Raw genomic sequence first — 26,777 nt, 5'->3', positions numbered from 1 at the left:
GTCGGTGCCTACTCGACTGTCGAAATTACCAGTTAAACGGACGAATCGGTCCGATTAGGATGCGGTAGGCAGATCACACACTCGGCCCCAGCAGCAGTTCGGCCGCGTCGGCGGGGTGGGTGTAGGGCCACCAGTGTTGGGCGTCGACCAGAACTACTTGTAGGTCTGGAATCCAGCGATCCATCCCGTCTGCGAGATCGACGGACAGAAAGCGGTCACGTCGGGGAACTACGACTGTGGTGGGGACATCGCACCTCGGATCGGGTCCGGACACGAGCCGCCGCAGGACGTTCGCACGGTAGAGGGCCACACCGCGCTGTTGATTTCTCGGCTGTGGAATCGGTGCGTCCTCATCGCCCAGTGAGGAGAAGAACCGGGGAACGCTTCGCCGCACCACCGACAAGTGGAACGCCCAGATGTACCAGGAACGGACGAGTTGCGTGGCCAATGACGGCCACTGCGTCGGGCGAATCGCCCGTGCCCGGGAGACGTGCCTCAAATGATCCAGGCTGGGTCCTGACACCGATACGTAGGACGCGAACGTGGTCACTGCCCGTGTTGCGGACATGGCCTCCCACATCTGAACCGAACCCCAGTCGTGCGCCAGTACGTGTACCGGTCCCGCTAGGTCGGGAATCGAATCGACGACGGCGAACGAGTCGGCCGCGAGTCGTTCGATCGAGTAGTTCGCGAGTCCGTCGGCGACTTCCGTCTCGCCGCCGCCGCGTGTGTCGTATGCGACGACCCGGGCACGATCCCCGATTTCAACGATCAGGGGGTCGAACACGTGGTGATCGTCCGGGTAGCCGTGCACGAGCAACACGGTTGTGTCGGAGTGTCGATTGCCGTACTCGAACACCGCGATTTCGGCACCGGGAGTGTGCACCGTCCAGCGGCCGCTCTCGCTCATCCGGCTTCGCTTCTCGTGTAGACGGTTCCGCCGCGGAGCAGGTGCGCGATCATCTCGAGTCGCATGGCCTCCTGCTCGGGCTGGGGATGAACGATAGCTGCAAGCGCCTCACCGTCGAGGAGATGAACAACCGAGAAGACAACGGTGTCGAGCTGTCGCGGGTCGATCGTGCCTGCGACGGGCAACGTGCGGGCAAGTGCAGCGATCTGCTCGTGATACCGAACGGTCAACGGAGTCAGACGTGTTCGGAGCTCGGAATCGCTGCGTGCTGCAATCAACAGTTCGTACCAGGCGCCGTTGACGGGTGCGCGACACGCAGCGCGCAGCAGAGTGAGACAGTGCTCGACCGACGCGTTGCCGAACGAACTCAGGCCAGTGTGGAACTCCTCGAACTGTCGACGACGAACCTCGTCGGCCGCTGCGCCGACGATATCGAGTCGCGTGGCGAAATGCCGAAACAATGCGCCGGAGGACAGACCGGCTCGCGTCACGATCTCGTTGACGGTCGTTGCCGCGTAACCCTTCTCACACAGCGAGGAGATGGCAGCGTCGAGAAGCTTTGCAACCGTCTCCTCCCGTCGCTGCTGCTGGGTACGCCTCACACACGAGCCTTAGTTTCGGAGACAGCCGCGGCCCGGGCCCGTGGTTGCGGTGTGGTCGGTGTTCCCGCCCGCAAGAAGCTTCCTGCCCGCTCCGAGACGCCGAACCAGGGCGCGAATTCGCCGTCTCGGAAGACGACGCGGCCCGCGATGATGGTGGCTGTCACCGCAGAATCGTTGCGGTTGACCATTCTGCTCAACCCGCCGAACTCGGGCATGGTGTGCTCGCGGTACTCGGTGACCTCCGCGGTGAGCCCGTTCGGGTCGACGACGACGATGTCCGCGCGATCGCCCATCCTCAGGTGCCCGGCGTCGACGTTGTAGAAATCGGCGAGCTCGGCGCTGAGCTTGTGTACCGCTTTTTCTACCGTCATGAACGGCTTTCGGTCGTGCCTGGCCTCATGGACTCGGTGCAACAAGCGAATCCCGAAATTGTAGAAGGCCATGTTCCGCAGGTGCGCTCCCGCGTCGGAGAATCCGACGGTGACTCCCGGGGCGTTGATGAGCTTGTCCATCTGGCGTCGGCGGTGATTCGCGATCGTGGTGTGCCACCGTAGTTTACGACCGTGTTCGACGACGAGGTCGAGGAAAGCGTCGACGACGTGCACTCCACGTTCGGCGGCGACCTCGGCGATGTTCTTGCCGACGACGGACGCGTCGGGGCACTCGGTGATTTCGGCGTCGGCGAAGTCGCGGTGCCAGACGCGCGAGCTGAACTTCTTTTCGAAATCGGCGCGGAACCAGCGCCGGTACGCCTCGTCGGACAACAGCTCGTTGCGCCCTAGCTCTTCACGCAGATGCAGCGCCGCCCGACCCGACCCGAATTCCTCGAATACGACAAGATCGATTCCGTCGGAGTACACGTCGAACGTCGTCGGAAGATGCTGCCACCGGAACCGGCCTTTCCCCGGTCCGTTCACCAGGCGAGCGAGGGGCCCGAAAATGTGATGAATCCAAGGTGACGCTTTGGCGTCGGCCGCTGCGAGGAGCGAGATTCGTAAGGGAGATCGACCGAGTGCGGTTGCGGCGCCCAGGAAGAATGCGATGTCGTACTTGGTATTCAGGTTCGGAATGCTCTGCAACAAGCGATCGCGTCGACGAAGAATCTTGTGCAATGCGCGGAACTCGGACCACCGTGCGTAGGACGACGGCAGCGACCGCGACCGGTAGCGATCACCGTCGAGTTTGTCCCACGGGTTGGTCATCGTCGACATGCCGAGCAGCCCCGCGTCGAGCGCTGCGTTCAAGGCGTCGGACATTGCCTTGAATTCCCCTCGCGTCGGCTTCTGACTCCGGTCGGTCGACCGATCGAGGCCCATGACGTGCGCCCGAAGATCGGAATGACCCACCAGCGCCGCGATATTGGGCCCGAGCGGGAGTCGCTCCAGCGCGTCGATGTACTCGGCCGGGCCCGACCACGTCTTGTGGGTATCGACAGCCTTCAACACGTGATCGCGGGGGAGCGCCTCGACACGGCTGAACAGGTCGGCGATGTCGACCGGCGTCGAGTACAGAGTCGACAGCGAGCAATTCCCCAATAGCACGGTGGTTACTCCGTGTCGGACGGATTCTTCGAGCCCAGGCCCGACGAGTACCTCGGCGTCGTAGTGCGTGTGCACGTCCACGAAGCCCGGCATCACCCACTTGTCGGTCGCGTCGACCACTTCGGTGGATGGGCCGATGTCCAAGGGTGTGGAGGACACCGCGCGTACGACCCCGTCGACGATGCCGACGTCGGCCACGACCCCAGGGCCTCCGCTGCCGTCGTAGACGGTGCCGCCGGTCAGCACTACGTCGAATGCCCTACTCGTCATTGTGACCTCCATCACCGTCGATGGATGAACGCTAACTTAGAGAGTGGTCACTCGCAATAGGGGCGATCACTTCCGTGAGCCTGGTTAGGCTAACCTTTAACTTTCAATCAAGTCTTGGAGGTTGCCGGTGTTGGGATCGAGAAGTTCCGCGCTCGCGTTGTTGGCCGCATGCGTTCTGACGGCGACGGCGACGGCCTGTTCGGGGGAATCGAACGAACCAGTCGCAGGCGAGACGACCACCGAAGCCACGACGAGAACCGTCGAACATGCACGCGGCACTACCGAAGTGCCGACATCGCCGTTGCGGATCGTGACTCTGGAACCCGTCGAGTTGGACACCTCCGTCGCGCTCGGAGTGATTCCGGTCGGTACCGCCGTGCTGAGTGAAACGACCGGCGTGCCGGCATATCTCGGAGACGACGCCGCTGCCATCGAAACCATCGGAACCGTTCCTGCGCCGCGCATCGAGTCCATCGCAGCGCTGCAACCCGACCTCATCCTGGGAACCGAGACCCGGCACGGTGAGTTCTACGACCAGCTGGCGGCGATAGCCCCGACAGTCTTCATGGCATCCCAATCCGATCCATGGCAGGACAATGTTCGATTTGTCGGCCGCGCGCTCGGGCTGGAGGACAAGGCCGGCGAACTGCTGGGCGACTACGAAAACCGGTGCGCGGAGGTTGCCGCCGAACACGACACCGACGGCAAGACCGCCCAGCTGATTCGACCGCGTGACGACGTGTTGACGCTCTACGGACCTCTGTCGTTCGCGGGCAGCACTCTCGAATGCGCCGGGTTCACGACGCCACCGAGGGCGGAATGGGCCGACGAGATCTCCGTGGACCTGTCTCCCGAACTCGTCGGCGAGGCACGTGCAGACCTGATCGTCGTCACCTCCGCCACCCCGTCCGACCCAGCGGCGATCCCCGTCTCGATCACGGCAAATGCTGCGGCTCTTCCCAACCCGCACGCAGTGGACCAGTCCTACTGGATCACCGGCGTCGGGCCCAAGGGCGGACAGGCGGTGCTCGACGACATCGATCGCATTCTGTCGCAGTAAGGCCGCATCACTCAGGTCCGCACCATACCGGCCAACGCCGCAGCTTCCTCCGCCCGAGCGATGACTCGATCGCGAGAGGCGTCGATGTGCATCAGCAACGCGGTCAACGCGTCGTCGAGTTTGCCGTCGATGACGAGTTCACCGATGCGAATGTGCTCGTCGATCCGCGCGCGAAAGTCGTCGGACGACATCGGCCCGAGCATGCGCACTGGACGGACCTTGGCGTTGACAGCACGGAGCGCATCGGTGAGTGCGTCGTTCCCCGAGGCCGCCAGCACAGTGGTGTGAAAACGTTCGTCCATCAAAACCACGTCGGGGGGGTCGGGTGCTGAATCGATGGCTTCGTGCCAGGTTCGCAGTTCGATTTCGATGGATTGCCGGTCGTGGACAATCGCCGAATCCTCGATTGCTCTGGTGATTCCGCGAGACTCGAGGGTACGGCGTAGCTCGTACAGACCGGCAAGCTCGTCGACCCGTGGGCGGTACGGGTGGAGTCCGTCCTCGGCTCGCATGACCAGACCGTCCGATTGAAGCCGTGCGAGCGCCTCACGCACCGGGGTGCGTGAGACGCCGTACAGCTCCGCCAGGCGTTCCTCGCCGAGTCGTTCGGTGGCAGTGATCGCGCCGGAGATCAGATCTCGACGTAGTGAAACGTATACCTTCTCGCGAAGGTCCTTGCGCTGCATGACAATGTCGATCAGATCGCCATCGCTGCGCGTACGTCGGCCTCGGAATCGGTACCGCCCGCTCCGCTCGAGGTGATCCGCCCGGCTTCGAGGATGTAGTAGTTCTGGGCCGACTCGAGTGCGAAGCCGATGTGCTGCTCGACCAAGAGCACGCCGAGTCCACCGCGGCGCGTGAGGTCGAGAATCGTGCGCTCGATCTCGGCGACGACCGACGGCTGGATACCCTCGGTGGGCTCGTCGAGAATGAGCATTTTCGGTTCGGTGATCAATGCCCGGGCAATGGCGAGCTGCTGACGCTGGCCACCCGACAGTAGGCCGGCGCGTCTGGTGAGCAGTTCCTTCAGGGCAGGGAAGAGATCGAGGGCTTCGTCGATCAGCGCTTTGCCGCGTTTGCGACCGTCGGCGACGACCTGCAGGTTCTCTGCCGTAGTGAGCTGGCCGAAGGACTGTTGTCCCTGCGGAACGTATGCGAGACCGCGTGCGACGCGCGCACTCGGACGAAGAGCACTGACGTCCTCACCGTCGAACATGACCTTCCCCGACGTGACCTTCAGCAACCCGACTGCCGCGCGAAGCAGCGTCGTCTTGCCTGCGCCGTTGTGGCCCATCACTGCGGCGACGCCGTCTGCAGGTACCGTCAGGGACGCGCCATGGATGACCTCGCTTCGGCCGTAACCGGTTCGTACGTCGACGAGTTCAAGCATGGCCGTCTCCCTCTTCTGCGATCTGTTCGAGTTCTTCACCAGCGGCAGCCGTGCCGAGGTAGACCTCTTGGACCTTCGGATCCGCCTGGACCTCGGCGACAGTTCCCTCCGACAGCACCTTTCCGCCGGCGAGAACAGTTACCGACGTAGCGAACGCACGCATGAAGTCCATGTCGTGTTCGACGACGACCACCGTGCGCTCGCCGCCGATGCGGCGAAGCAGTTCGCCGGTCTCTTCGCGTTCTTCGTGGCTCATGCCTGCGACGGGCTCGTCGAGAAGGAGAACATCAGCGTTCTGTACCAACAGCATTCCGATTTCGAGCCACTGCTTCTGCCCATGGGCGAGGATGCCGGCGGGCTTGTCGCGTTCCCCTCTCAAGCCGATGGTCTCGAGTGCTTCCTCGATCTCGTCCGACACGGTCTTTCGCTTGCGCAGCATTGTCGACCACTTTCGGCCGGAGCCGGCCGCGATGTCCAGATTCTGCAGAACCGTGAGCTGCTCGAAGATGCTGGCAGTCTGGAACGTTCGCCCGACACCCAGGCGCGCGATCTGGTGAACCTTCTTTCCGAGCAGTTCGACGCCGGACTTGGTGACGGAGCCCGTCGCTGGAACCAGGCCGGTGATGGCGTCGATCAGCGTTGTCTTTCCCGCACCGTTCGGGCCGATGAGGAACCGAAGATCACCCTGCATGAGGGTGAGATTCACGTCGGTGTTGGCTTTGAAACCGTCGAAACTTACGGTGAGACCGCGTACTTCGAGGTACTGGCTCGACATACCGGCGTTACCGCCGAACGTCGGCTGGTGGCTGTCGATGTGGATCATTTGACCAGTTCCTTCTCTTCGACGTCGACGACATCGCCTGGTTCGTTCTCCGCGGCCTTCTTCCGTCGCCTCAGGGCGAAGAGTCCGGCGACACCCGCAGGGAAGAATCCGACGACGACGATGAACAGCAAGCCCTGTGCGTATGTCCAACCGGACGGGAACTGCTCGGACAACGTGGTCTGTGCCCACGCCACTCCCAGTGCTCCGAGGACGGGACCGAGCAAGGTGGTGCGTCCACCGATCGCGACGCCGATGAGGAATGCGATGGAGGGAACGATGCCGACATCGTTGGGGGAGACGATGCCGACGATCGGGACGAACAGGGCCCCGGCAAGTCCCGCGAAGAAGGCAGCGGTGACATACGCGACGATCTTGACGTTGGCCGGGTCGTAGCCCAGGAAGCGAACGCGCTCTTCCTGATCACGGACAGCGACGAGGAGTTCGCCGTAACGGGAGTACATCAGCTGACGCGTGATCGCGACGACTGCGAGTAGTACTCCTGCGGCGATGAAGAACAGCATCTGCTTGTTGACCGGGTCGTTCAGATTGAACCCGAAGAACGTGCGGAACCTGTTGAGCCCGTTGGATCCGCCCGTACTTTGCTGTCCGATCAGCAGGATCGCGAACGCCGCTGCCAGCGCCTGACTGAGGATCGCGAAGTACGCACCCTTGACCCTGCGCTTGAAGACGCCGAGTCCGAGGACCAGGGCGACGAGACCTGGAACGAAGAGAATTCCGAGGATCGTGACGAACGGCGACTGGAACGGAACCCAGTACGACGGCAGTTCACGGATACCGGCGATGGACATGAAGTCCGGGACTGCGTCGCCGCGGATGTCGGCGTCGGAGATCTTGAGGTGCATTGCCATGATGTACGCGCCGAGTCCGAAGAACACGCCCTGACCGAGGGTGAGCATTCCGCCGCGGCCCCAGGCCAATCCGATTCCCACGGCCACGATGGCGTAGCAGATGAACTTGCCGAGAAGGTTGAGCCTGAACTCGCTGAGAACGGCGGGTGCGACCGCGAACAGGAGGATGGCGGCGATGGCAAATCCCAGCCATGCCCCACGTTTCTGAATGAAGGTGCTCACACCAAACTCCTTGTCTTGACCGCGAACAGGCCTTGCGGGCGGGCTTGGAGGAAGATCACGATGAGGACGAACAGGATGACCTTGGCGATGGATGCCGTGGTGCTGTACTCGATGAACGAGTTGATGATGCCCAGAGCGAACGCTGCGATGACCGCGCCCTTGATCTGGCCGAGACCGCCGACCACGACCACCAGGAATGCGTCGATCAAGTAACTCTGGCCGACGGTCGAACTCGTCGATCCGATGAGCGTCAGTGCAACTCCGGCGACACCTGCGAGACCGGAACCGATGAAGAACGTCGAGATGTCGGTCTTGCGGGAAGAGATTCCGGACGTCTCGGCGAGGTCGCGGTTCTGCACCACGGCACGGATGCGTCGGCCCATCGGGGTTGTCTTGAGCGCGAACGACAGTGCGAGGACGCAGATGATCGCGAGCACGAGAATGAAGATGCGTGTCTTGGGGACCACGGCACCGAGGATGTCGACGCCGCCCGTGAGCCAACCGGGGGAGACGACGTTGACCGCGGGTGCACCGAAGATGTCGCGGGCCAATTGCTGCAGAACGAGTCCGACACCGAACGTGACGAGCAGCGTATCCAGCGGGCGGTGATACATGCGCTGGATGAGCGTGACCTCGAGCAGCACGCCCATTGCGCCGCCGACGAGGAATCCGACGATCAGAGAGATGAACAGCGACGCCCCGCCGGTGGAGACGACTTGCTGTACGACGTAAGCGGTGTACGAACCGGCCATGATGAATTCACCATGAGCCATGTTGATGACGCCCATCTGACCGAACGTCAGCGAGAGTCCCAGAGCGGCGAGCAAGAGGATCGATCCGATACTCAGGCCGGTGAACAGCTGCCCGACTACGACATCCATGTAAGGCTCCTTCGGAGAGGCGGCTCCGCCACCAGTGGCACGAATAAGTGCCCTACAGGGGACTTATTCGTGCCACTGGCAGGGAGGGCCTGGGATCAGTTGAGGTCGGCGGCCCAGTCGTAGGTCTCGAGGAACGGATCGGGCTCGATCGGTGCCGGCGACTCCCAGACGGTGTAGATCAGGCCGTCGGGACGGATTTCGCCGATGCGGGCCGTCTTTGAGATGTGGTGGTTGTCGCCGTTGATGACGACCTCACCTTCGGGAGCTGCGAAGCTGACACCGTCGGCTGCGGCCTGAATGTCGCTGACTGCGAACGAATCTGCCTTCTCGACGGTGTTCTTCCACAGGTAGACCGACGTGTAGGCGGCTTCCATCGGATCGGAGGTCGGCTTGTCCGCGCCGTACTTGGCCTTGTAGTCGGCGACGAATTTCGTGTTCTCCGGTGAGTCGACCGTCTGGTAGTAGTTCCACGCAGTCAGCTGGCCCTCGATGTTCTGTGCACCGATGCCTGCGACCTCTTCCTCGGCGATGGACACCGAGATAACCGGCATATCAGCGGCTTTGAGGCCGGCGTTTGTGTACTCGCGGAAGAACGCGACGTTGGAGTCACCGTTGAGGGTGTTGAACACGGCGTCGGCGTCGGCCGATCGAACCTTGTTGACGATGGTTGAGAAGTCCGTCGAACCGAGCGGGGTGTAGTCCTCGCCCTTGATCTCGATTCCGTTGGCTGCTGCGTACGCCTTGATCTCGCGGTTGGCGGTCTGGGGAAAGACGTAGTCGCTGCCGACCAGGTAGAGGGAGGTCACGCCCTGTTCCTTGAGGTAGTCGAGGGCGGGAATGATCTGTTGGTTCGTCGTGGCGCCGGTGTAGAAGATGTTGTCGGATGCTTCGAGGCCCTCGTACTGAACGGGGTAGTAGAGGAGTGCGTCGTTGTCTTCGAAGACCGGAAGCATCGCCTTGCGCGACGAGGATGTCCAACCGCCGAATACCGCTGCGACACAGTCGCTGCTGATGAGCTTTTCTGCCTTCTCGGCGAAGACGGTCGGCTCCGAGGCTCCGTCTTCTGCGACGACCTCGATCTGCTTTCCGTTGACGCCGCCGGAGGCGTTGATCTCTTCGATGGCGAGTGCGATCGAATCACGCACTGTCACTTCACTGATGGCCATTGTTCCGGACAGGGAGTTCAGTGAGCCGACCTTGATCGTGTCACCCGAGGTGTCCACGCAGGACTCTGTGGTGGACCCTCCGTCGCCGGATGCGGTGTCGCTTGCTTTGCTGCCGCATGCAGTGAGTGCCAGGGCGACCATTGCCAGTGCGGCCGGAGTGACCAGCGCGCGCGTGGCGAACTTGCGTGGGGGAAGTGCAGGCATCTTTGACGCCCTTTCGCTTGTATACGGAGTTGTATTCGCGATTGCAGACAGTAAAGGGGGAGTATTGCGCGGATATGTTGCGCGGTGACGAGTTCGTTTCGTCCGTTACGACGCTGTAAACAAGTTGGCGCACTACCCATCCGGGCGATCGTGGCGCCGATGGTGTGCGTCGGTGGTGGACGGTGGCGGCGGATCTACCCCTCTGTTGTGCGCGTCAGGGGGTCAAGAGCGCACAACGTGGGGGTAAATCACTATGGCCTCCCTGAAATGACAAGAAGGGTTGACATCTAGTGACAAGTCCGCTTGACTTTTGTCATGACCAACGCGCTGAAAACCAACGCAGTGCGTGACCATCGCAAGGCCGCGCGACTGACCCAGGCAGAGCTCGGGAAGGCGTGCGGGGTCAGCAGGCAAAGCATCGTCTCCGTCGAAGGCGGCGACTACGCGCCGAGCGTCTACCTGGCGTTGAAGCTGGCCAGAGCTCTGGACACCACTGTCGAAATACTATTCGGGGAAGAGGAGTGACGAGCATGAGCACCTTCATCAAGGCCATGCGTTTCGTCGGCGATCTGGACGACGAATTCTACGACGACGAACTGCAGCGCGACGTATGGAACGAGGCGTCGGCGGTCGGGTTCCAGCTGTTTCTCTGGATCTCGCTCGCAGCCGCCGCGATCCTGCCCTGGGTCGCCGGGATCACCGGCAGCTGGATCGCAGTCGGGGTGGTGGTGGTGTTCTTGACGGTGACGTTCGCCGTGCTCGGGTACACCAAGTCGCGTGGGCTCGATATGCACACTTCGCAAAAAATCACCCGGCCGCGCATCTACGGCGCTGTCGGCCTTTACCTGCTCGGGGCAGGCGGCGCGGCAGTGACGCTTCTGGCCGAGTACGGCGGCGGCAGCACACGGTACATAGCTGTGGGGGCGGCGATCGGTGCGTGCGGCGGACTCGTCTGCGGAATTGGCGGGCTGATCCGCAGGAAGCGCCTGGGTCGCGAGGACGAAGCCCGCGCCGAGCAGGAAGAACTCGTCGAACTCGGAAAGGAAGGCTGAACTGTCATGAGTGCATTCATCAAGACCATGCGTTTCGTCGGGGACCTCGACGACGAATTCTACGACGACGAACGACAACGAGACGTGTGGAACGAGGCCTCCGCCATAGGCTTTCAACTGTTCTCGTGGGCGGCAATGATCGCGGCAGCTGTTCTCGCCTGGACTGCCGGCCGAACCGGTGCCTGGATCGCACTGGGCCTTCTGGTCGCTCTGACCTCCGTCACCACGCTGACCATTGTTTATTCATGGGCTCGCGGAGTGAATCTGTACACCGCCTCGAAGATCGGCCGCGTCCGTGGTTTCGTAGTCGCCCTGGTCATTCTGGTCGGCTACATCGGCGTGCTGGTGAAGCTGCAGCCGAACATGTTCGCGGACGCGAGCTCCTGGGCGGGCGGAGTAACCGGAGCCGTCGTCGGTGGTGGCGCCGTCGGGGTGGGTATTTGGTACCTACGTAAGCGGAACGCCCGCTTCGAGGCCGAAGAAATCTGATGGTACAGGTGGCCTTCGGCCTCGGCGCTGCGAATCTCTAGTGGCACGAACTGCCGGGCTCGGTGTGACACGCCACGCCGTGATTGGAACTACGCGGTGACGGTGCTACATCGAGTGAGGGGTTTCGATCGAAGAAGCCGAAGGGCTTGAGCCAGAACGACACTGTGTCCGCAGGCATCACCGGCCAGTCCTCGGGCCGGGTGATGTGGTGGATGCCGAAGGTGTACCAGACCACCACGTCGGTGTTCTCGATGCTCCGGTCCGCCTCGGTCCATTCCGGCAGACCGTGGTCGATTCCGCTCTGGTTGACGAATTCACCACTGGGCCAACGCTCGTCAGGAGAATTGGGCGTCACCCATACGGTGTGGCCGATGACCTGCGCCCGTTGGAACACCGGCGAGTTGGGATCGAACATCGACGGGATCGCCGCGCCGGGCACCAGCTTGTACGCCGGACGAGTGCCGAGACCGTTGGTGACGTTGTCGTTGACGACCTTCCACGCCTTCTGGGTGTGCCAGTCGTAGTCCTGCTTGCCCTCGGACTCTGTCTTCAGCGGAGTGTTCACCTGGGTGAGCGCGAGACCGTACGGGTTGTCGGGACCCATCGGAACCTGTTGCGTCTCACTGGCATACACGGTGTTCTCGGTGCCGTCGATGTCGAGATCGAGCCTGGCAACGAGGAAGTGCTGGTGGAAGGGCGCATAGGTGCGATTGTCGATGAGGGTTCCGGAGGAGAAACTACTCCCGGGAGCAAAGTGCGTCACGACCATGATCCCTGTTGCGCGGACCTCGCACTCGATGTTGCCGTCCTGGTAGAAGCGCCAGTAGACAAGGTACTCGTAGTTCGCGACAGTGGCGTGAAAGCTGACCGTCAACCGTCGCATACGTCTCACCTCGGCACCGGCGTCGTGATCGACGTGCTTCCACAGGACGGCGTTGTCCTCTTCATGGATGCAGATGGCGTTGGTGATCGTGTACGGCTCGCCCTTGCTGTTGTGCAGTACGGCGTCGAGATACCGAATTTCGCCGAGGCAGTCGCAACCGAGTTCGAGCGAGGTGGTCATGAAGCCGAGACCCCATTCGCCGATGTCGAATGCGGTGCGACGGTAGTGGTCTTCGGTGTGGTCGCGGTACGGAACGACCATCTCGGCGAACGACATTCGGTTGGCCACGGACCGAGTGTTTCCATTGTCGTCGTACGTCACCGCATGTAGCGTCATACCCTCGCGGTAGTTGAACCCGACTCGCAACGACCAGTTCTGCCACGTCAGCAGATTGCCGTCGAGCTCGAACGACGGGCCTTCGGTCTGGGTGATGTCGAGTGGTTTCAGAGGCGGCCTCGTCGACGCATTCCTGATCCGCTCGGGAATGTGGCGGGGAACGTACTCGCCCATGATCTCCGGGCGCTCGACTCGGTAGGTGTCCTCGATCTCGAGCAGTTCCATCGTGTTGACGTCGATGACGCAGTGAAATCCGCCCACCGGGCCGGCATACGGATTGGCGCCCTCGGCTGCCTTGACCCACGTGTCCGACCAGCCGAGGCGTCGACCCTTGTACTTGTCGGGTGTCACGGCCTCGCCGTACGTCCAGGTGTCCATGAACACCAGCTCGAGATCGGTGATTCCTCGATCGGCAAGAGCGGCAATGACATCGGGATTGGCGCGGAGTGCGGCGTCGGCTTCTTCCCACTCGTCGACAGTGAAGTTCGGCTGGACGTCGGGGATATGCGTCCAGGATTCGGTGACGAAACCGTCGAGCGAGACAACGGCCTTGAACGTGGCGTTGTCGGTTCGGTTCAACACCACTGCCATTGCCCGCCGAGCAGGCCGAGCCCCGTCGGCGTCGAACGCGGCGATCTCGGCCTTGGGCGGCTCGATCATCTCGATCGAGCAGTAGCGCCACCCGTCGCCGACGGCGTGATCGCGAGCGAGAGTGGCTGAAACCGAGATGAACTCTTCGGTGGTCAACGGGTCGAGGGGGTGGGTGGTCATGCGATGGTCTCGGTCGAGCTCATGACGTGCTTGATGCGGGTGTAGTCCTCGACGCCGTACGCGGACAGATCCTTGCCGTAACCCGAGTACTTGAAACCGCCGTGCGGCATTTCGGCGACGAGGGGGATGTGGCAGTTGACCCAGACGCATCCGAAATCGAGTGCCGCCGAGAGGCGAAGACTACGTGCATGATCGGAGGTCCAGACGCTCGATGCGAGCCCGAAGTCGACGTCGTTGGCCAATTCGATTGCCTCGGCCTCGTCGGAGAACTTCTGGACTGTGAGGACGGGACCGAACGTCTCTTGCTGAACGATCGGGTCGGACTGCTTCACTCCGGTGATGACGGTCGGCTCGAAGAAGAAGCCGGTGTCGCCAATGCGCTTCCCTCCGGTCACGACGGTGGCGTGCGGTCCGATGCCCTCGACCTTAGATGTCACCTGCCTGAAGTGATTGACGTTGTTCAGCGGCCCGTAGAACGTATCCGGATCGTCGGGAAGGCCGACTTTGACCAACTTGGCCTTCTTGACGAGCGCGTCGACGAAAGTGTCGTGCACGGACTCGTGTACCAGTACACGCGTGACCGCGGTGCAGTCCTGGCCTGCGTTGAAGAACGCGGCGTCGCCGATACCGTCTGCTGCCTTGTCGAGATCGACGTCGTCGAACACCACCGCGGGTGCCTTTCCGCCGAGTTCGAGGTGCGCACGCTTGAGTTCCTTGGCTGCGCCGACCGCGACAGCGATACCCGCCCGAACCGAACCGGTGATGGACACGAGCGCCGGTGTCTTGTGTTCGACGATCGCGGCGCCGGTACCGCCGTTGCCCAGCACGACGTTGAAGACGCCGTCGGGAATGATGCCTTTGGAGATCTTCGCCAACACCAGCGTGCTTTCGGGCGTGGTGTCGCTCGGCTTGAGCACGATGGTGTTTCCTGCGGCCAGCGCCGGCCCGATCTTCCAGATCGCCATCATGAACGGGTAGTTCCACGGCGTGACCTGTCCGACGACTCCGAGCGGCTCGCGGCGGACGTAGGAGGTGAAGCCCTCCATGTACTCGCCCGCAGACTTGCCCTCCAACATCCGGGCGGCGCCGGCGAAGAAGCGCACCTGGTCTGCACCGACGGTGATTTCCTCGGCAGCGATCGTGGCCTTGGGCTGGCCGGTGTTGCGGCTCTGTGCGTCGACGAGCTCGTCGCTCGCGGCCTCGATGGCGTCGGCGAGCTTCAGTAGAACCTTCTGGCGCTCGCTGGGCGTTGTCTTGCCCCAGGTGGTGAAGGCTGTTCGAGCTGCGGTCATGGCGGCATCGACGTCGGAGGCGTCGGAGATCGGTGATTTGGCGACGACGCGCTCGTCGACCGGGTTCACGACGTCGAGTAGTTCGCTACCCGACGGCGTCACGAACTGCCCACCGATGTAGTTCTGCAGGACCTGGACAGCCATGTGGTGTGTTCCCATCTGTTCTGCGCGACAAGCTTCACGGCGCACCTGAAAAGTGTTTCGTTTGTGCAAATGTTGCACCCGCGATGTGATCCGCGCTACCTGACAAGATGTCGATTCGGTTGCGAACCAACCAGACGAAGTGGTGTGTCATGTGGGGTAGCGTCGTCGCTCATGAGTGCGGGGACTGCGATGAAGCAGATCGGCGACGGCGTGTGGGCGTCTCTGTGGGAGCCGGGAGGGTGGGGCCAGGCGAACACAGGACTGGTAGTCGACCCAGGTTCGGTGTCGATGGTGATCGATACGGTGTGGGACGTTCCGCGTGCACGTGAGATCGCAGACGAGACCGCCCGGCTCACCGCGAACGCACCTGTCACCGAAGCCGTCAACACTCATTCCGACGGTGACCACTGGTGGGGCAACGACACGCTGCCGTCGGGTGTTCGCATCACCACCAGTTCGGCGTCACTGCACGCGATGAAAGAGGAGACAGCTCCGGCGGGTGTGAACGCGTTCGCCGCGCTGGGATCGCGGATCGGCTGGGTCCCGGGTCCGCTCGGGGCGATGGGGAGCTATATGAATCGGGTGCGCGGGGGTGCCCAGTTCCCGGGCAAGTCCCCTCGGCTGCCGGATCACACCTTCGACGTGACCGAGAAGATCACCGTGGGGAGCCGAGATGTGCAGCTGAGGTATCTCGGTCCGGCGCACACCGTCGGTGACCTGATCGCACATGTGCCGGACGCGGGAATCGTGTTCACCGGAGACTTGCTGTTCATCGGCTCGACGCCGATCCTGTGGCACGGCCCTCTCGGCAACTGGCTGGGTGCACTGGACCATCTGCTGTCGCTGGACGCCGAGGCGTACGTGCCAGGTCACGGACCGCTGTGCGGAACGGCCGAAATCCGCGCGTTGCGTGAGTACTGGATCTGGGTAGAAGAATCGGGACGCCAGCATTTCGACGCAGGAGTCGAATCGACACCTGCGAGTCGAAACATGATGCAGTCGAAGGAATTCGAACGGTTTTCGACCTGGGATTGCGCCGAACGTCTCGTACTGACCATGTCCACGCTGTATCGGTTGTGGGAGGGCAAGCCGGCCGAACCGCCGACATTGGCCAGGAGAGCTCGGGCTTTCGCAGATGCAGGGACATTTCTCCGGGAGTTCGAATCACGTTGAGCGCGATCGTCGTGCCGAGCCGATCTCCGCGGTACTGCACCACGAGACATACGACCCCGTAGCTCAGACCTACCGGCTCACCGAACGAGGTACGGAGAGACGGAACTGCGGTGCTCGTCGATGTCGAGAGCCTTGCCGAGTGGTGGGAATGCGCGCTGGGGGCAATGCGGGCGTTCGCACACTCTGCAGCCGGCGCCGATGGGTGTCGCGACCGCCGACCCCTGCAGATCGAGCCCGTCCGCGTACACCAATCGGCTCGCGTGTCGGAGTTCGCAGCCGAGCCCGATCGCGAACAGCTTGCTCGGCTGACCGTAGCGGGCGGCTCGTCGTTCGACCGTGCGCGCAATCCAAAGGTAGCTGCGACCGTCGGGCATCTCGGCGATCTGAGTCATGATCTTGCCGGGGTACGCGAACGTTTCGTAGACATTCCACAGAGGGCAGGTGCCGCCACTCGACGAGAAATGAAAACCGGTCGCGGACTGCCTCTTCGACATGTTTCCGGCCCGATCGACGCGGACGAACGAGAATGGAACACCACGAAGCTTCGGTCGTTGCAGCGTGGACAACCGGTGGCAGATCGTCTCGTAACTGACCGAGAAGAACGCCGACAGTCTTTCGATGTCGTATCGAAAGTCCTCCGCCACATCGTGGAAATGATGATATGGAAGGACTGTTGCAGCGGCGAAATAGTTGGCGAAACCGAGGACCGCGAGCTTTTTCGATTCTTCGCTGGTGAAGCCGCCTTCGGCGACCATGTCGTCGAGCAGATCGCCGCACTCCAGGTACGCCAACTCGGCCGCGAGCTTGAACATCTTCTGTCCGCCGGAGAGGTGCGGCGAAATCTCGAGCAACCGCGTGTCCGGGTCGAAACGATGCAGGACGTTCTCCCCGAGATCGATTCGGTTGACGATGTGAACCTCGTGCAGATTCTGCAACCGCTTGGCGATCTCGGCTGCGACGTCAGCGCGGTGGAAACGAATGCGGGACGTCAGTTCCTCGGCAGCGGTGTCCAACTCGTGCAAATAATTCTGACGCTGATAGAAGTAGTCCCGCACTTCCTCGTGCGGCTTGCTGATCGCGCCGCTGCCACTGCCGTCGCTGAACCGCTCCTCGGTGGCCGCGGCCAGCTGAGCCGTCGTGTTGCGGTAGCGCCGGTGCATGTTGACCATCGCCCGGGCCAACTGTGGATGCGAGGACACCATCTGCGCAATCTCGTGCGCGTCGGCGACGATGCCCATGTCCTGATCGAGCGCGACCTCGCGGAGCTCGGCGACCAGTCGCGTGTCGTCCTCGGAGGAGAAGAACGAGGTGTCGACGCCGAAAACCTCGGAAATGCGGAGCAACACGGGCACGGTCAACGGGCGGACGTCGTGCTCGATCTGGTTGAGGTAGCTCGCCGAGATCTCGAGTTGGCCTGCAAGCGCAACCTGGCTCATCTTGCGCTCGGTGCGTAACTGCCGCAGCCGCACACCGACGAACGTCTTGGACATACGGCCAGGCTACGCCTGCGAAGAAGTTGCTTAACAACCTTCACCGAGCGGCAACGAGACGTCACGATTTGGCTCGTGGATCACAATTCGGCCTTCCGCGGAACATAACCGACCTCATGGGCGTATACCGGTACATGTGCTTGTTCGCACAGGTAACTAAGAGGGAGGCACACCATGTCAGACAATGTTCGTGAAGTCGTTCGCGATGCGCTCGTGTTGATCACCGGGGTCGTCCTGGTTGCGTCGACCATTTGGCTACCTGTCGGCGGCGACACCGGTGTCTCCGGTGCCCTGCTGATCCTCGGGATGCTGTCCGCAGGGACGGCGTTGTGGGCCATGTCGAGCGCGTCCAGGTCCAGTCACTGGGCACACGTGGCGTTGGGCGTCATGCTCGCGCTCTCGCCCGTCGTTCTCGTGTTCCCTGCCGGACTCATGGCCGCAGACATGTTCGCCCTCGTCGGTGGGCTGATCATCGCCGCTGCCGGTGTTCTCGGCGTCGTGGCGAGCGCCAGGAAGGCATCTGGTGGATCGAGCGCGAGCACGTTGGTTGCCTCCTCCGCCTCAGCTTCCGCCTCAGTGCCGGCCAGGGCCGCAGCAAGGCCCTAGGCTCGTCGAAACATCTCGTCGCCTACCGCCCTTCGTGTGGCCTCGGAGTCCGAACGACTTCGCCCCCGAAGGGCGGTTCGCTGCATTCGGGGGAGATGTGCGGCACGGGTGTGGTTGCCGGAAGCCGAAAGCGCCGCCAGTAGGTGTGATTCCCATCACAATAGAGACTGGACTTTCGCAAGCGGGAAAAGTTCTGGCTCGATTCAGACGAATTAAAGAAAGCCGTACGTACGTCCTGTTAAAATTGCGTGCATTGCGTTCACGAACTGCGGTTTCTTCCTACTGGCGAGTAACGCGCCCGTCCGATCGGCGAGGTTTGTGAAACGCAAATCTTCGCAACGTTAGCAAGCGAGGCTGAAAACGTAGCCAAGATTGGCACTGGCAAGAGGTAGACGAGCCCTTTTGCGATGTGTCATGGTCTTAACGAAACACCAGTAGAACACCCGCAGGGCCTGGCAATGGTGTGAAGAATTACCACGAGCCGGCCGCTCAGATCAGAAAGAACTGGAGCTGACGATGTCGACCACCGGCACACCGAAGACCACCGAAGAGATCCAGAAGGATTGGGACACCAACCCTCGCTGGAACGGCGTCACCCGTAATTTCACGGCCGAGCAGGTTTCCAAGCTCCAGGGCACCGTCGTCGAAGAGGCAACCCTCGCGCGTCGCGGCTCGGAAATTCTGTGGGATCTCGTGAACAACGAGGACTACATCAACTCCCTCGGTGCCCTCACCGGCAACCAGGCAGTACAGCAGGTCCGCGCCGGACTGCGCGCCATCTACCTCTCCGGTTGGCAGGTTGCAGGCGACGCGAACCTTTCCGGACACACCTACCCGGACCAGAGCCTCTACCCGGCCAACTCGGTGCCGACCGTCGTTCGCCGCATCAACAACGCACTGCTGCGCGCCGACGAGATCGCCAAGGTCGAGGGTGACACCTCCGTCAGCAACTGGCTTGCACCCGTCGTCGCCGACGCCGAAGCCGGCTTCGGTGGCGCGCTCAACGCATACGAGCTGCAGAAGGCCATGATCGCCGCAGGCGCCGCAGGCGTTCACTGGGAGGATCAGCTCGCCTCGGAGAAGAAGTGTGGCCACCTCGGCGGCAAGGTTCTCATCCCGACCCAGCAGCACATCCGCACCCTGACCTCGGCACGCCTCGCGTCCGACGTCGCCGACGTGCCGTCGGTCATCATCGCCCGCACCGACGCCGAGGCTGCAACCCTCATCACGTCCGATGTGGACGAGCGCGACGTGGAGTTCCTCGACGGAACCCGTACCGCAGAAGGCTTCTTCGGCGTGAAGAACGGCATCGAGCCCTGCATCGCCCGCGCCAAGGCATACGCACCGTACGCGGACCTCATCTGGATGGAGACCGGAGTTCCCGACCTCGAGGTCGCGAAGAAGTTCTCCGAGTCGGTTCGCAGCGAATTCCCGGACCAGCTGCTCGCCTACAACTGCTCGCCTTCGTTCAACTGGAAGGCACACCTGGACGACGCGACCATCGCGAAGTTCCAGAAGGAGCTCGGCGCGATGGGCTTCAAGTTCCAGTTCATCACCCTCGCGGGCTTCCACTCGCTCAACTACGGCATGTTCGACTTGGCTCACGGCTACGCCCGCGAAGGCATGACTGCGTTCGTCGACCTGCAGGAGCGCGAGTTCAAGGCTGCCTCCGAGCGCGGCTTCACCGCCGTCAAGCACCAGCGTGAGGTCGGTGCAGGCTACTTCGACACCATCGCCACCACCGTCGACCCCAACACGTCGACTGCAGCACTCAAGGGCTCGACCGAAGAGGGTCAGTTCCACTAGAAGTTCCGCCTCACTCGGGCGCATTTAGTCAGGCGGTCCGCGACCTTCGTTGCGGGCCGCCTGACTTGCATTCGGGCACTTTCGGCCTGTGCCCGAGCAGAGTTACCCCCAGCTCGCCTTGAAGCTGCTGTTGCGCACTGCATTCGATGAGGAGTTTGTCTTGACGGTCGAGCGAGTCGGCATCGTCGGCGCAGGTCAGATGGGCGCAGGGATCGCGGAGGTGTGCGCTCGCGCGCATGTCGACGTACTGGTGCACGAGAGAACTCGCGAGCTCGCGGCCGCAGGGCGCACACGCATACTGCGATCGCTGGACCGTGGGGTCAGCAGCGGCAAAATCACCGAACGCGAGCGCGAGCAGGCCACGTGCCGTCTGCGGTTCACCTCCGACCTCGGCGACTTCGCCGATCGCCACCTCGTCGTCGAGTCGGTGTTGGAGGACGAGAAGGTCAAGGCGGACATCTTCGCTCGACTCGACGCGGTCGTGACGGACCCCGACGCGGTACTCGCGTCCAACACGTCGTCGATCCCGATAACGAAGTTGAGCACCGCGACGCGCGCGCCCGACCGGGTCGTCGGGCTGCACTTCTTCAATCCGGTGCCCGTGCTCCCACTCGTGGAGCTGGTCACCACACCCCGGACGAGCGATACCGTCGCCGAGCGGGCGCAGGTGTTCGCGAGCGAAACACTCGGCAAGCAGGTGGTGCGTTCTGCGGACCGATCCGGGTTCGTCGTGAACGCGCTCCTCGTCCCGTACATCCTCTCGGCTATTCGCATGGTCGAATCAGGCTTCGCCACAAAGGAAGACGTCGACAAAGCGACCGTCCTCGGACTTGCACATCCGATGGGGCCGTTGGCGCTCGCCGACCTCGTGGGGCTCGACACCGTCAAGTCCATCGCCGACTCGATGTACTCCGAGTTCAGGGAACCTCTGTTCTCGGCGCCGCCGCTTCTGCTGCGCATGGTCGAAGCCGGTCTGGTGGGCAAGAAGACCGGGTCCGGGTTCTATCGTTACGAGAATGGAAAACGCCTCCGCCGCAACGTGAGTGGGAATACCGCGATCTGAATGCGCGCGCCGCTATGTGAACGAAAATACATGACACGTATGTAGTTTCGTTCACGTTCGCGAAGCGCCTGGCGTAGCTTGGTCACAGCGGTGCGAGAAATGAGCGCCGAAGAGCGGAACAGGGGATACAGCTGTGGGCAAGTCGAAGAAGTCGGGTGGGTTGGTTCCCAAGGTTCTCGGACTCGGTTTGGCAGCGACAGGCGCTGCGCACTTCGTCGTCCCTGAGGCTTTCGAAGGAATCACCAAGCTTCCCTTCCCGAAGGACACGCGTGATTGGATCAATCGGAACGGCGCGACCGAGCTCGCGGTCGGCGCTGCCATCGCGTACCCGAAAACCCGCACAGTGGGGCTGATCGGACTCGGGGCGTACGTGGGTTGGTTGGGCTACAACATAGCGCGCAACAGCTAGGCGCTACTAGGGCAGCCGGACGGCGTGAGGTGATTCGCAACGCTCACAATTGTTGCGAATCACTCTTCTCAGCTGGGAATACCCAGCTGGCGGCGATGTCCGCATTGCAGAGTTACCGATGCGTAGGTAGCAATATAGTTATGACTTCAGCTACTGCATACTCAGCGCCCTCTGCCGACGCACCCCTCGAGAAGGTCACGATCGAGCGCAGGGAGCTCGGTCCGAAGGACGTCCTCATCGAGGTCAAGTTCGCCGGCATCTGCCATTCCGACATTCACACCGCGCGGAACGAGTGGGGCGGCACCAACTACCCAGTCGTCCCCGGGCACGAGATCGCAGGCATCGTGGCCGAGGTCGGCTCCGACGTCAGCAAGCACAAGGTCGGTGACCGCGTCGGCGTCGGCTGTTTCGTCGACTCCTGCGGTGAGTGCGAAGCCTGCCTCGCAGGCGAGGAGCAGTACTGCTTCAAGGGCGTCACCCAGACGTACAACTCCAAGCAGGCCGACGGCTCGTTCACCCAGGGTGGGTACTCGACGCAGGTCGTCGTCACCGAGGGCTTCGTGCTGTCGATCCCCGAGGGCATCGAGCTCGATGTTGCCGCACCGCTGCTGTGCGCGGGCATCACGCTGTACTCGCCGCTCAAGCACTGGGGCGCGGGCCCCGGCAAGAAGGTCGCCATCATCGGTATGGGCGGACTGGGCCACGTCGGCGTCAAGATCGCGCACGCTCTCGGCGCGGAGGTCACCGTCCTGAGCCAGACTTTGAGCAAGGAAGAGGACGGCAAGCGTCTCGGCGCAGACCACTACTTCGCCACCTCCGACAAGGAGACGTTCAAGAAGCTGCGCGGCAACTTCGATCTGATCATCAACACCGTCTCCGCCGAGATCGACATGGACAGGCACATGTCCTTGCTCGCGATCAACGGCTCGCTCGTGATCCTGGGCCTTCCGTCCGAGCCGATCAAGGTGCGCGGATTCTCCCTCGCGGCCAACCGTCGTAGCCTCGCGGGCTCCATGGTCGGCGGCATCGCGCAGACCCAAGAGATGCTGAACTTCTGCGCCGAGCACCACATCGGCGCCGAGATCGAAACGATCGCAGCCGATCAGATCAACGAAGCGTACGAGCGCGTGTTGAAGAGCGACGTGCGCTACCGCTTCGTCATCGACGCCGGAACCTTCTGAGCTATCTCCCCTCGCGCGCGTTGTGGCTACCGGCAAGTAGTGCACAACGCGCGCGGTTGTGGGCGTAACGTCGAAACCAGGTCGGAAGATGTTCTCCGCAAGGAAAGGACGTTTTCATGAAGGCTTCGTCTGGTAACTCAGCCCGGTCCGCGCTCGGAGTGCTCGGCGTACTCGCGCTTGCCGCGTTCGTCGTCGCCGCGATCTTCGGTTACGGCACGTTGGCCGTCATCGCGGGATGCATCTGCGTGGTGGCCGTGGCCTCGGCGATGGGTCTGGTGGGCGGTACGCACGATCGGCGCACCCCCCACTTCCGCTAGCGAGTGTCAGCTCTCGGCCAGCCGCTTCTTCTCCACCTCGACGTCGAAATCTGCTGCAGGCCAGTCCAAGTCGAGCTTTTCGAGCGCGTCGATGAGGAGCTCGGTCACGGCGAGGCGGCTGTACCATTTGCGGTCTGCGGGAATGACGTACCACGGCGCGTAGTCGGTATTCGTGCGGTCGATGACACGCTGGTACGCCGTCCGATACTGCGGCAGAAAACCGCGTTCGGTGACGTCGGCCGGGTTGTATTTCCAGTGCTTGTCCGGCCGGTCCAAGCGTTCTTGTAGCCGCGCCCGCTGCTCCTCCGGTGAGACGAACAAGGCGACTTTCACCACCACCGTGCCTGCGTCGACCAATTCCTTCTCGAACGCGTTGATTTCGTCGAATCGTGATTCCCACACCTGGCGCGGAACCAGCTCGTGCACTGCGACGACGAGGACATCCTCGTAGTGCGACCGATCGAACACGCCGATTCGCCCGCCCCGGGGCAGCGCGTTACGGATCCGCCACAGGTAGTGGTGCTCGCGCTCCTCCTTCGTCGGAACCCCGAACGACGCGAGGTCGACGCCCTGCGGGTCGACCATGCCGATGACGTGGCGGACCATCCCGCCCTTGCCTGCCGTATCCATTCCCTGCAGAACGAGCAGGACCGACCGCAGATCACCCGTGCGCCCGTTGGCATACAACTTCTCCTGCAGCGCCGACAGAACTTCACCCCGTTCGGCGAGCAGTTCCTGCCCGTCGGCCTTCTTTCCGAAGAAGCCAGGAGTCTGTGAGAAGTCGATGTTTTCGACTTCGGTGTCGTCGGTCGCCCTCAGAATTTCGGCGGCGGGCGTCGACCAGAGGTTCTCGGTCTTCTTGGAATGCTTGGCCATGAACTCGACCTTATCGGCCGCATCGCCGGCCGCGGTTATTCTCGGATGCATGGCCCCGAAACTTGCAACAGCGGAATCCGTCGAACGTACGAAGCTGCTGGACTTCATCCGTCCGCGCCACCACTGCACTCTGATCACGCACAAGCGCAACGGCGACCTTCAGGTCTCCCCGGTGACTTCCGGTGTGGATTCGGAGGGACGGATCGTGATCGCGTCCTACCCCGAGCGTGCCAAAGTGGCGAACATCAGACGGGATTCCGCCGTGACGGTGTGTATCCATTCGGACGAGTGGAACGATCAGTACGTCCAGATCGACGGCACGGCCGAGATTCTCGATCTGCCGGACGCAGTCGAACCCCTCGTCGAATACTTTCGCAGCATCGCAGGCGAGCATTCCGACTGGGACGAGTATCGCGAGGCAATGGTCAAGCAGGGAAAGTCCTTGATACGCATCACAATCGAATCCTGGGGTCCGGTCGCCGAGGGTGGCTTCCCTCCAGGAAGAGTGTGAACTGCCGCCGGGGAGAGTGTGAACTGCCGCCGGGGGCGAGTGTCAGCCCTTCAGCGGGGCTGCGAACAGTGGAACGGCGTTCTCGATTGCGTACCGGGTACCTGCGGCCGACCCAGCTGAGAAGGAATTGCTGAGATTCTGATCGCCGAGGACGACGAGACGGCCGTCGCGCGCTACGGGGAGTCCCTGGATCGACGGGTCGCTCGTGATCGTGTCGGCGGACTGGAAGATGGGGAACATGATCGTCAGGTCGGCGTCGAGTTGCGCGACGTTCTCGGCCGAGAGGTCGATGGCGAACTTACCGGCTTCGGCTTGATCCTGGATGACGGGCGAGTTGACGAAGCCGAGCTTGGTCATGAAGTCGACACGTGCGTCACCGTCGACGTAGGCGCCGAGTTGGCCGCTGTACAAGGTACCGATCGCGACGGTCTTGTCGGCGAACTCGGGGTTCGCGGCCACCGCTGCGTCGAAGTCGGCGTTGGTCTCGTCGATGAGCGCCTGGCCCTCGTCCTGCGTGCCCAGAGCCTCGGCCACGAGCTCGGTCTGGCCTTCCCAGGTGGTTCCGTACGCGATATCGGTGCCGACCGGGGCGCCCACGGTCGGTGCCAACTCGGAGAGCTTGTCGTACGTCGCCTGGTCGTTGGTGCTACGCGTCCACAGGATCAGGTCGGGTCTGAGTGCTGCAACCGATTCGATGTCCACTTCGTACGTGCCGAGGATCGTCGGTGCGGTGTCGTAGGACTCCTCGACCCACGGGCCGAGACCATCGCCTCCGACCGCGAGCCAGTCACTGGCACCAACGGGCTGGACTCCCAGGGCGAGGGCTGTCTCGGCATCGGACCACCCGAGCGCGACGACGCGCTGCGGGTTCTCCGGCACGGTGACGTCGCCGAAGATCGTCGACACCGTAGCGCCCTCGGCCTCCGAGTCGGATGAATCAGAGCTGCTGCAGGCGGTCATGGTCAAGGCGACTGTCACCGCGAGAGCAGGGGCCAGGAACGAGAGACGAGAGGTGCGCATAGGCAACGCTAACCTACGGTTACGGCTTTCGAGAACTGATCGACAAGAGCGGAGTTGAACGCGGGCAGGTCGTCGGGGTTCCGACTCGAGATCAGGTTGCCGTCGATCACGACCTCCTCGTCGACGACGGTTCCTCCGGCGTTGCGAATGTCGGTACGAATGCTGGGGTACGAGGTGAGGGTTCGACCGCGAACGACATCGGCTTCCACCAGGGTCCACGGACCGTGGCAGATGACTCCGACCGGCTTGCCCGAGTCCACGAATCGTCGAACGAATTCGACTGCGTCGGAATCGGTCCTGAGCGAGTCCGGGTTGGTCGTACCGCCGGGGAGGATCAGGGCGTCGAAATCGTCCACCGATACGTCGGCGACGACAGCATCCACCGCGTACGTACCGGCGGGGTTGACATCGCTTTCGAACGATTGGATATCGCCGTGCGTGAGGGAAACGAGCGTGCTGGTGGCACCGGCCGACTCGACGGCGTCACGTGGTTGTACGAGTTCTACTTCTTCGACTCCGTCGGTGGCGAGAATGGCTACGCGGAGTCCTGTCAACGATGCAGCGGTCATGGTTCGAGGATGACCGCGTGCATCGTTTTTCAAACGAGGCGTCAGCTCTTCGGCGGGGTCTCGTCGTCGACCAACGGATGCGGCTGGGATTTGAATTTTGCGGGCGAACCGTCGGCCATCGCGACGCCGTGCACGCCGCCCCACGTCATCATCACGAGGTAGTCGATCAGATCCTCCATGGACATCGACTTGTTCGAAATCCACCAGTGCGTCGCGAGCTGCACCGCCCCGACGATGGCGAACGCGAACGGCACCGAACCGCCCGAGTCCATTTCACGGATACGTAGACGTTCGCCGAGCACGGTCGCGAGCAGCTCGGCAATCATCCGTTCCGACTCGGCGACCACATCACGGTTGCTGCCGGCGTTGTTGGCCATCACGTACAGGTAGACCTCGGGGTCGGTCGCGACCGTCTCGACGTACGCGGCGATCACCGCCCGAGTGAGGTGGTACTCGTCCAGCTCCTCCGAGATGGCGAAGTAGATACGTGGAGCGAGCGTCGTCTCGACGTATCGGGTCATCGTGGCGTTGGTCAGATCGTTCTTGTCGGTGAAATACCGGTAGAGAACGGTCTTCGAAATGCCGATCTCCGACGCGATCTCGTCCATTCCGATCTCGCGGCCACGCAACCGGATGGCAGCGAGGGTGCCGTCGACCAGTTCCTCGCGACGCGCGATCTTGTGTTCGCGCCACCGGCGCTTGCGGCCGTCGGGCTTCTCCGTCTTTGTCTCCGAATCGGTCTCGGCCTTTTCCGCTGGTGTTGCATTTCTCGCCACGTATGCCCCGCCGTATCCATCGTCTTCGTATGGCAATCAGCTTAGGCGTCGGCGATGGGATGCGCGTGCATGCCC

28 protein-coding genes are annotated in these 26,777 nt (G+C 62.6%); 12 read left to right on the top strand and 16 right to left on the bottom strand.

Features of this window, described 5'->3' with window-relative positions; all coding sequences use genetic code 11:
- Nucleotides 1–73: 73 nt before the first annotated feature.
- Genes D8W71_RS25600 through D8W71_RS25590 form a run of 3 tightly spaced genes read right to left on the bottom strand, consistent with a single transcriptional unit; the run spans nucleotide 74 to nucleotide 3,323 of the window.
- Nucleotides 74–910, bottom strand: coding sequence for an alpha/beta fold hydrolase (locus D8W71_RS25600; protein WP_121117757.1), 837 nt, complete (start codon nucleotides 908–910; stop codon nucleotides 74–76).
- Nucleotides 907–1,512 carry a TetR/AcrR family transcriptional regulator gene (locus D8W71_RS25595; protein ID WP_121117754.1) on the bottom strand — a complete coding sequence of 202 codons (606 nt, stop codon included), beginning with the start codon at nucleotides 1,510–1,512 and terminating at the stop codon, nucleotides 907–909. The genes D8W71_RS25600 and D8W71_RS25595 overlap by 4 nt, the downstream gene beginning before the upstream one ends.
- Entirely contained in the window at nucleotides 1,509–3,323 is a 1,815-nt protein-coding gene (locus D8W71_RS25590) for an N-acyl-D-amino-acid deacylase family protein (RefSeq protein ID WP_121119923.1), read from the bottom strand. The genes D8W71_RS25595 and D8W71_RS25590 overlap by 4 nt, the downstream gene beginning before the upstream one ends.
- A 130-nt stretch (nucleotides 3,324–3,453) precedes the next feature.
- Between D8W71_RS25590 and D8W71_RS25585 the strand changes: the two genes are divergently transcribed.
- On the top strand, nucleotides 3,454–4,383 hold the full coding sequence (locus D8W71_RS25585) for an ABC transporter substrate-binding protein (RefSeq protein ID WP_236078153.1): 930 nt from the start codon (nucleotides 3,454–3,456) through the stop codon (nucleotides 4,381–4,383).
- A gap of 11 nt (nucleotides 4,384–4,394) precedes the next feature.
- On the opposite strand, the gene D8W71_RS25580 is transcribed toward D8W71_RS25585, so the two are convergent.
- The 6 genes from D8W71_RS25580 to urtA all read right to left on the bottom strand — a co-directional run bounded on the left by D8W71_RS25580 (nucleotide 4,395) and on the right by urtA (nucleotide 9,938).
- Nucleotides 4,395–5,069, bottom strand: coding sequence for a GntR family transcriptional regulator (locus tag D8W71_RS25580; RefSeq protein WP_121117750.1), 675 nt, complete (start codon nucleotides 5,067–5,069; stop codon nucleotides 4,395–4,397).
- 11 nt (nucleotides 5,070–5,080) lie between these two features.
- Nucleotides 5,081–5,773 carry an urea ABC transporter ATP-binding subunit UrtE gene (urtE, locus tag D8W71_RS25575; protein ID WP_121117748.1) on the bottom strand — a complete coding sequence of 231 codons (693 nt, stop codon included), beginning with the start codon at nucleotides 5,771–5,773 and terminating at the stop codon, nucleotides 5,081–5,083.
- The gene (urtD, locus tag D8W71_RS25570; RefSeq protein ID WP_121117746.1) at nucleotides 5,766–6,596 is read right to left on the bottom strand and encodes an urea ABC transporter ATP-binding protein UrtD; all 831 of its coding nucleotides are present in this window, start codon (nucleotides 6,594–6,596) and stop codon (nucleotides 5,766–5,768) included. Before urtD ends, urtE begins: the two co-directional genes overlap by 8 nt.
- The gene (gene urtC / locus D8W71_RS25565) at nucleotides 6,593–7,687 is read right to left on the bottom strand and encodes an urea ABC transporter permease subunit UrtC (RefSeq protein WP_121117744.1); all 1,095 of its coding nucleotides are present in this window, start codon (nucleotides 7,685–7,687) and stop codon (nucleotides 6,593–6,595) included. Before urtC ends, urtD begins: the two co-directional genes overlap by 4 nt.
- Nucleotides 7,684–8,568, bottom strand: coding sequence for an urea ABC transporter permease subunit UrtB (urtB, locus tag D8W71_RS25560; protein ID WP_121117742.1), 885 nt, complete (start codon nucleotides 8,566–8,568; stop codon nucleotides 7,684–7,686). Before urtB ends, urtC begins: the two co-directional genes overlap by 4 nt.
- Before the next feature lie 95 nt (nucleotides 8,569–8,663).
- The gene (urtA, locus tag D8W71_RS25555; protein ID WP_121117740.1) at nucleotides 8,664–9,938 is read right to left on the bottom strand and encodes an urea ABC transporter substrate-binding protein; all 1,275 of its coding nucleotides are present in this window, start codon (nucleotides 9,936–9,938) and stop codon (nucleotides 8,664–8,666) included.
- Nucleotides 9,939–10,253: 315 nt separating this feature from the next.
- Between urtA and D8W71_RS25550 the strand changes: the two genes are divergently transcribed.
- From D8W71_RS25550 to D8W71_RS25540, 3 genes are read left to right on the top strand one after another with little or no spacing between them, the layout of a single operon-like run.
- On the top strand, nucleotides 10,254–10,463 hold the full coding sequence (locus D8W71_RS25550; RefSeq protein WP_121117738.1) for a helix-turn-helix transcriptional regulator: 210 nt from the start codon (nucleotides 10,254–10,256) through the stop codon (nucleotides 10,461–10,463).
- 5 nt (nucleotides 10,464–10,468) lie between these two features.
- Nucleotides 10,469–10,990 (top strand): hypothetical protein, encoded by a 522-nt coding sequence (locus D8W71_RS25545; RefSeq protein ID WP_121119921.1) that lies wholly within the window; start codon nucleotides 10,469–10,471, stop codon nucleotides 10,988–10,990.
- Nucleotides 10,991–10,996: 6 nt separating this feature from the next.
- Nucleotides 10,997–11,479 (top strand): DUF2029 domain-containing protein, encoded by a 483-nt coding sequence (locus D8W71_RS25540; protein WP_121117736.1) that lies wholly within the window; start codon nucleotides 10,997–10,999, stop codon nucleotides 11,477–11,479.
- A gap of 37 nt (nucleotides 11,480–11,516) precedes the next feature.
- Here D8W71_RS25540 and D8W71_RS25535 read toward each other — a convergent pair whose 3' ends face one another.
- Together D8W71_RS25535 and D8W71_RS25530 are read right to left on the bottom strand one after the other, a co-directional pair.
- Nucleotides 11,517–13,469, bottom strand: a complete 1,953-nt coding sequence (locus tag D8W71_RS25535) for a primary-amine oxidase (RefSeq protein WP_121117734.1) — start codon at nucleotides 13,467–13,469, stop codon at nucleotides 11,517–11,519.
- Complete coding sequence (locus tag D8W71_RS25530) at nucleotides 13,466–14,905, bottom strand: gamma-aminobutyraldehyde dehydrogenase (RefSeq protein ID WP_121117732.1); 1,440 nt, start codon at nucleotides 14,903–14,905, stop codon at nucleotides 13,466–13,468. Before D8W71_RS25530 ends, D8W71_RS25535 begins: the two co-directional genes overlap by 4 nt.
- Before the next feature lie 171 nt (nucleotides 14,906–15,076).
- Here D8W71_RS25530 and D8W71_RS25525 point away from each other — a divergent pair, with 171 nt between their 5' ends.
- A complete protein-coding gene (locus tag D8W71_RS25525) occupies nucleotides 15,077–16,078 on the top strand; it encodes an MBL fold metallo-hydrolase (RefSeq protein WP_121117730.1) in 1,002 nt (333 codons plus the stop codon).
- 77 nt (nucleotides 16,079–16,155) lie between these two features.
- Here the strand turns inward: D8W71_RS25525 and ramB are convergent, their stop codons facing one another.
- Nucleotides 16,156–17,568, bottom strand: coding sequence for an acetate metabolism transcriptional regulator RamB (gene ramB, locus D8W71_RS25520; RefSeq protein ID WP_121117728.1), 1,413 nt, complete (start codon nucleotides 17,566–17,568; stop codon nucleotides 16,156–16,158).
- A 174-nt stretch (nucleotides 17,569–17,742) separates the two neighbouring features.
- Between ramB and D8W71_RS25515 the strand changes: the two genes are divergently transcribed.
- The 6 genes from D8W71_RS25515 (at nucleotide 17,743) to D8W71_RS25490 (ending at nucleotide 22,950) form a co-directional block, all read left to right on the top strand.
- Nucleotides 17,743–18,174 carry an SPW repeat domain-containing protein gene (locus D8W71_RS25515; RefSeq protein ID WP_236077609.1) on the top strand — a complete coding sequence of 144 codons (432 nt, stop codon included), beginning with the start codon at nucleotides 17,743–17,745 and terminating at the stop codon, nucleotides 18,172–18,174.
- Nucleotides 18,175–18,690: 516 nt separating this feature from the next.
- Nucleotides 18,691–19,980: an isocitrate lyase gene (aceA, locus tag D8W71_RS25510; RefSeq protein WP_121117726.1), complete on the top strand. Its 1,290-nt coding sequence runs from the start codon at nucleotides 18,691–18,693 to the stop codon at nucleotides 19,978–19,980.
- A 160-nt stretch (nucleotides 19,981–20,140) separates the two neighbouring features.
- Entirely contained in the window at nucleotides 20,141–21,043 is a 903-nt protein-coding gene (locus tag D8W71_RS25505; RefSeq protein ID WP_121119919.1) for a 3-hydroxybutyryl-CoA dehydrogenase, read from the top strand.
- A 133-nt stretch (nucleotides 21,044–21,176) separates the two neighbouring features.
- Nucleotides 21,177–21,452 carry a hypothetical protein gene (locus D8W71_RS25500; protein WP_121117724.1) on the top strand — a complete coding sequence of 92 codons (276 nt, stop codon included), beginning with the start codon at nucleotides 21,177–21,179 and terminating at the stop codon, nucleotides 21,450–21,452.
- Between the two features lie 140 nt (nucleotides 21,453–21,592).
- On the top strand, nucleotides 21,593–22,633 hold the full coding sequence (locus D8W71_RS25495) for an NAD(P)-dependent alcohol dehydrogenase (RefSeq protein ID WP_121117722.1): 1,041 nt from the start codon (nucleotides 21,593–21,595) through the stop codon (nucleotides 22,631–22,633).
- 116 nt (nucleotides 22,634–22,749) lie between these two features.
- Entirely contained in the window at nucleotides 22,750–22,950 is a 201-nt protein-coding gene (locus D8W71_RS25490; RefSeq protein ID WP_121117719.1) for a hypothetical protein, read from the top strand.
- Between the two features lie 6 nt (nucleotides 22,951–22,956).
- On the opposite strand, the gene D8W71_RS25485 is transcribed toward D8W71_RS25490, so the two are convergent.
- The gene (locus D8W71_RS25485; RefSeq protein WP_121119917.1) at nucleotides 22,957–23,826 is read right to left on the bottom strand and encodes a polyphosphate kinase 2 family protein; all 870 of its coding nucleotides are present in this window, start codon (nucleotides 23,824–23,826) and stop codon (nucleotides 22,957–22,959) included.
- A gap of 49 nt (nucleotides 23,827–23,875) precedes the next feature.
- Between D8W71_RS25485 and D8W71_RS25480 the strand changes: the two genes are divergently transcribed.
- Nucleotides 23,876–24,337, top strand: a complete 462-nt coding sequence (locus D8W71_RS25480; RefSeq protein WP_121117717.1) for a PPOX class F420-dependent oxidoreductase — start codon at nucleotides 23,876–23,878, stop codon at nucleotides 24,335–24,337.
- A gap of 42 nt (nucleotides 24,338–24,379) precedes the next feature.
- On the opposite strand, the gene D8W71_RS25475 is transcribed toward D8W71_RS25480, so the two are convergent.
- The 3 genes from D8W71_RS25475 to D8W71_RS25465 are packed head-to-tail and all read right to left on the bottom strand — an operon-like array spanning nucleotide 24,380 to nucleotide 26,702.
- Entirely contained in the window at nucleotides 24,380–25,357 is a 978-nt protein-coding gene (locus tag D8W71_RS25475; protein ID WP_121117715.1) for an iron-siderophore ABC transporter substrate-binding protein, read from the bottom strand.
- An 8-nt stretch (nucleotides 25,358–25,365) separates the two neighbouring features.
- Complete coding sequence (locus D8W71_RS25470; RefSeq protein WP_121117712.1) at nucleotides 25,366–25,926, bottom strand: type 1 glutamine amidotransferase domain-containing protein; 561 nt, start codon at nucleotides 25,924–25,926, stop codon at nucleotides 25,366–25,368.
- Between the two features lie 41 nt (nucleotides 25,927–25,967).
- The gene (locus D8W71_RS25465) at nucleotides 25,968–26,702 is read right to left on the bottom strand and encodes a TetR/AcrR family transcriptional regulator (protein ID WP_121117710.1); all 735 of its coding nucleotides are present in this window, start codon (nucleotides 26,700–26,702) and stop codon (nucleotides 25,968–25,970) included.
- Nucleotides 26,703–26,777 lie beyond the last annotated feature (75 nt).

Origin of the sequence: Rhodococcus sp. P1Y, from assembly GCF_003641205.1 — a bacterium.
GTDB lineage: Bacteria > Actinomycetota > Actinomycetes > Mycobacteriales > Mycobacteriaceae > Rhodococcoides.
This window is presented reverse-complemented; position numbering and strand designations above follow the sequence as displayed.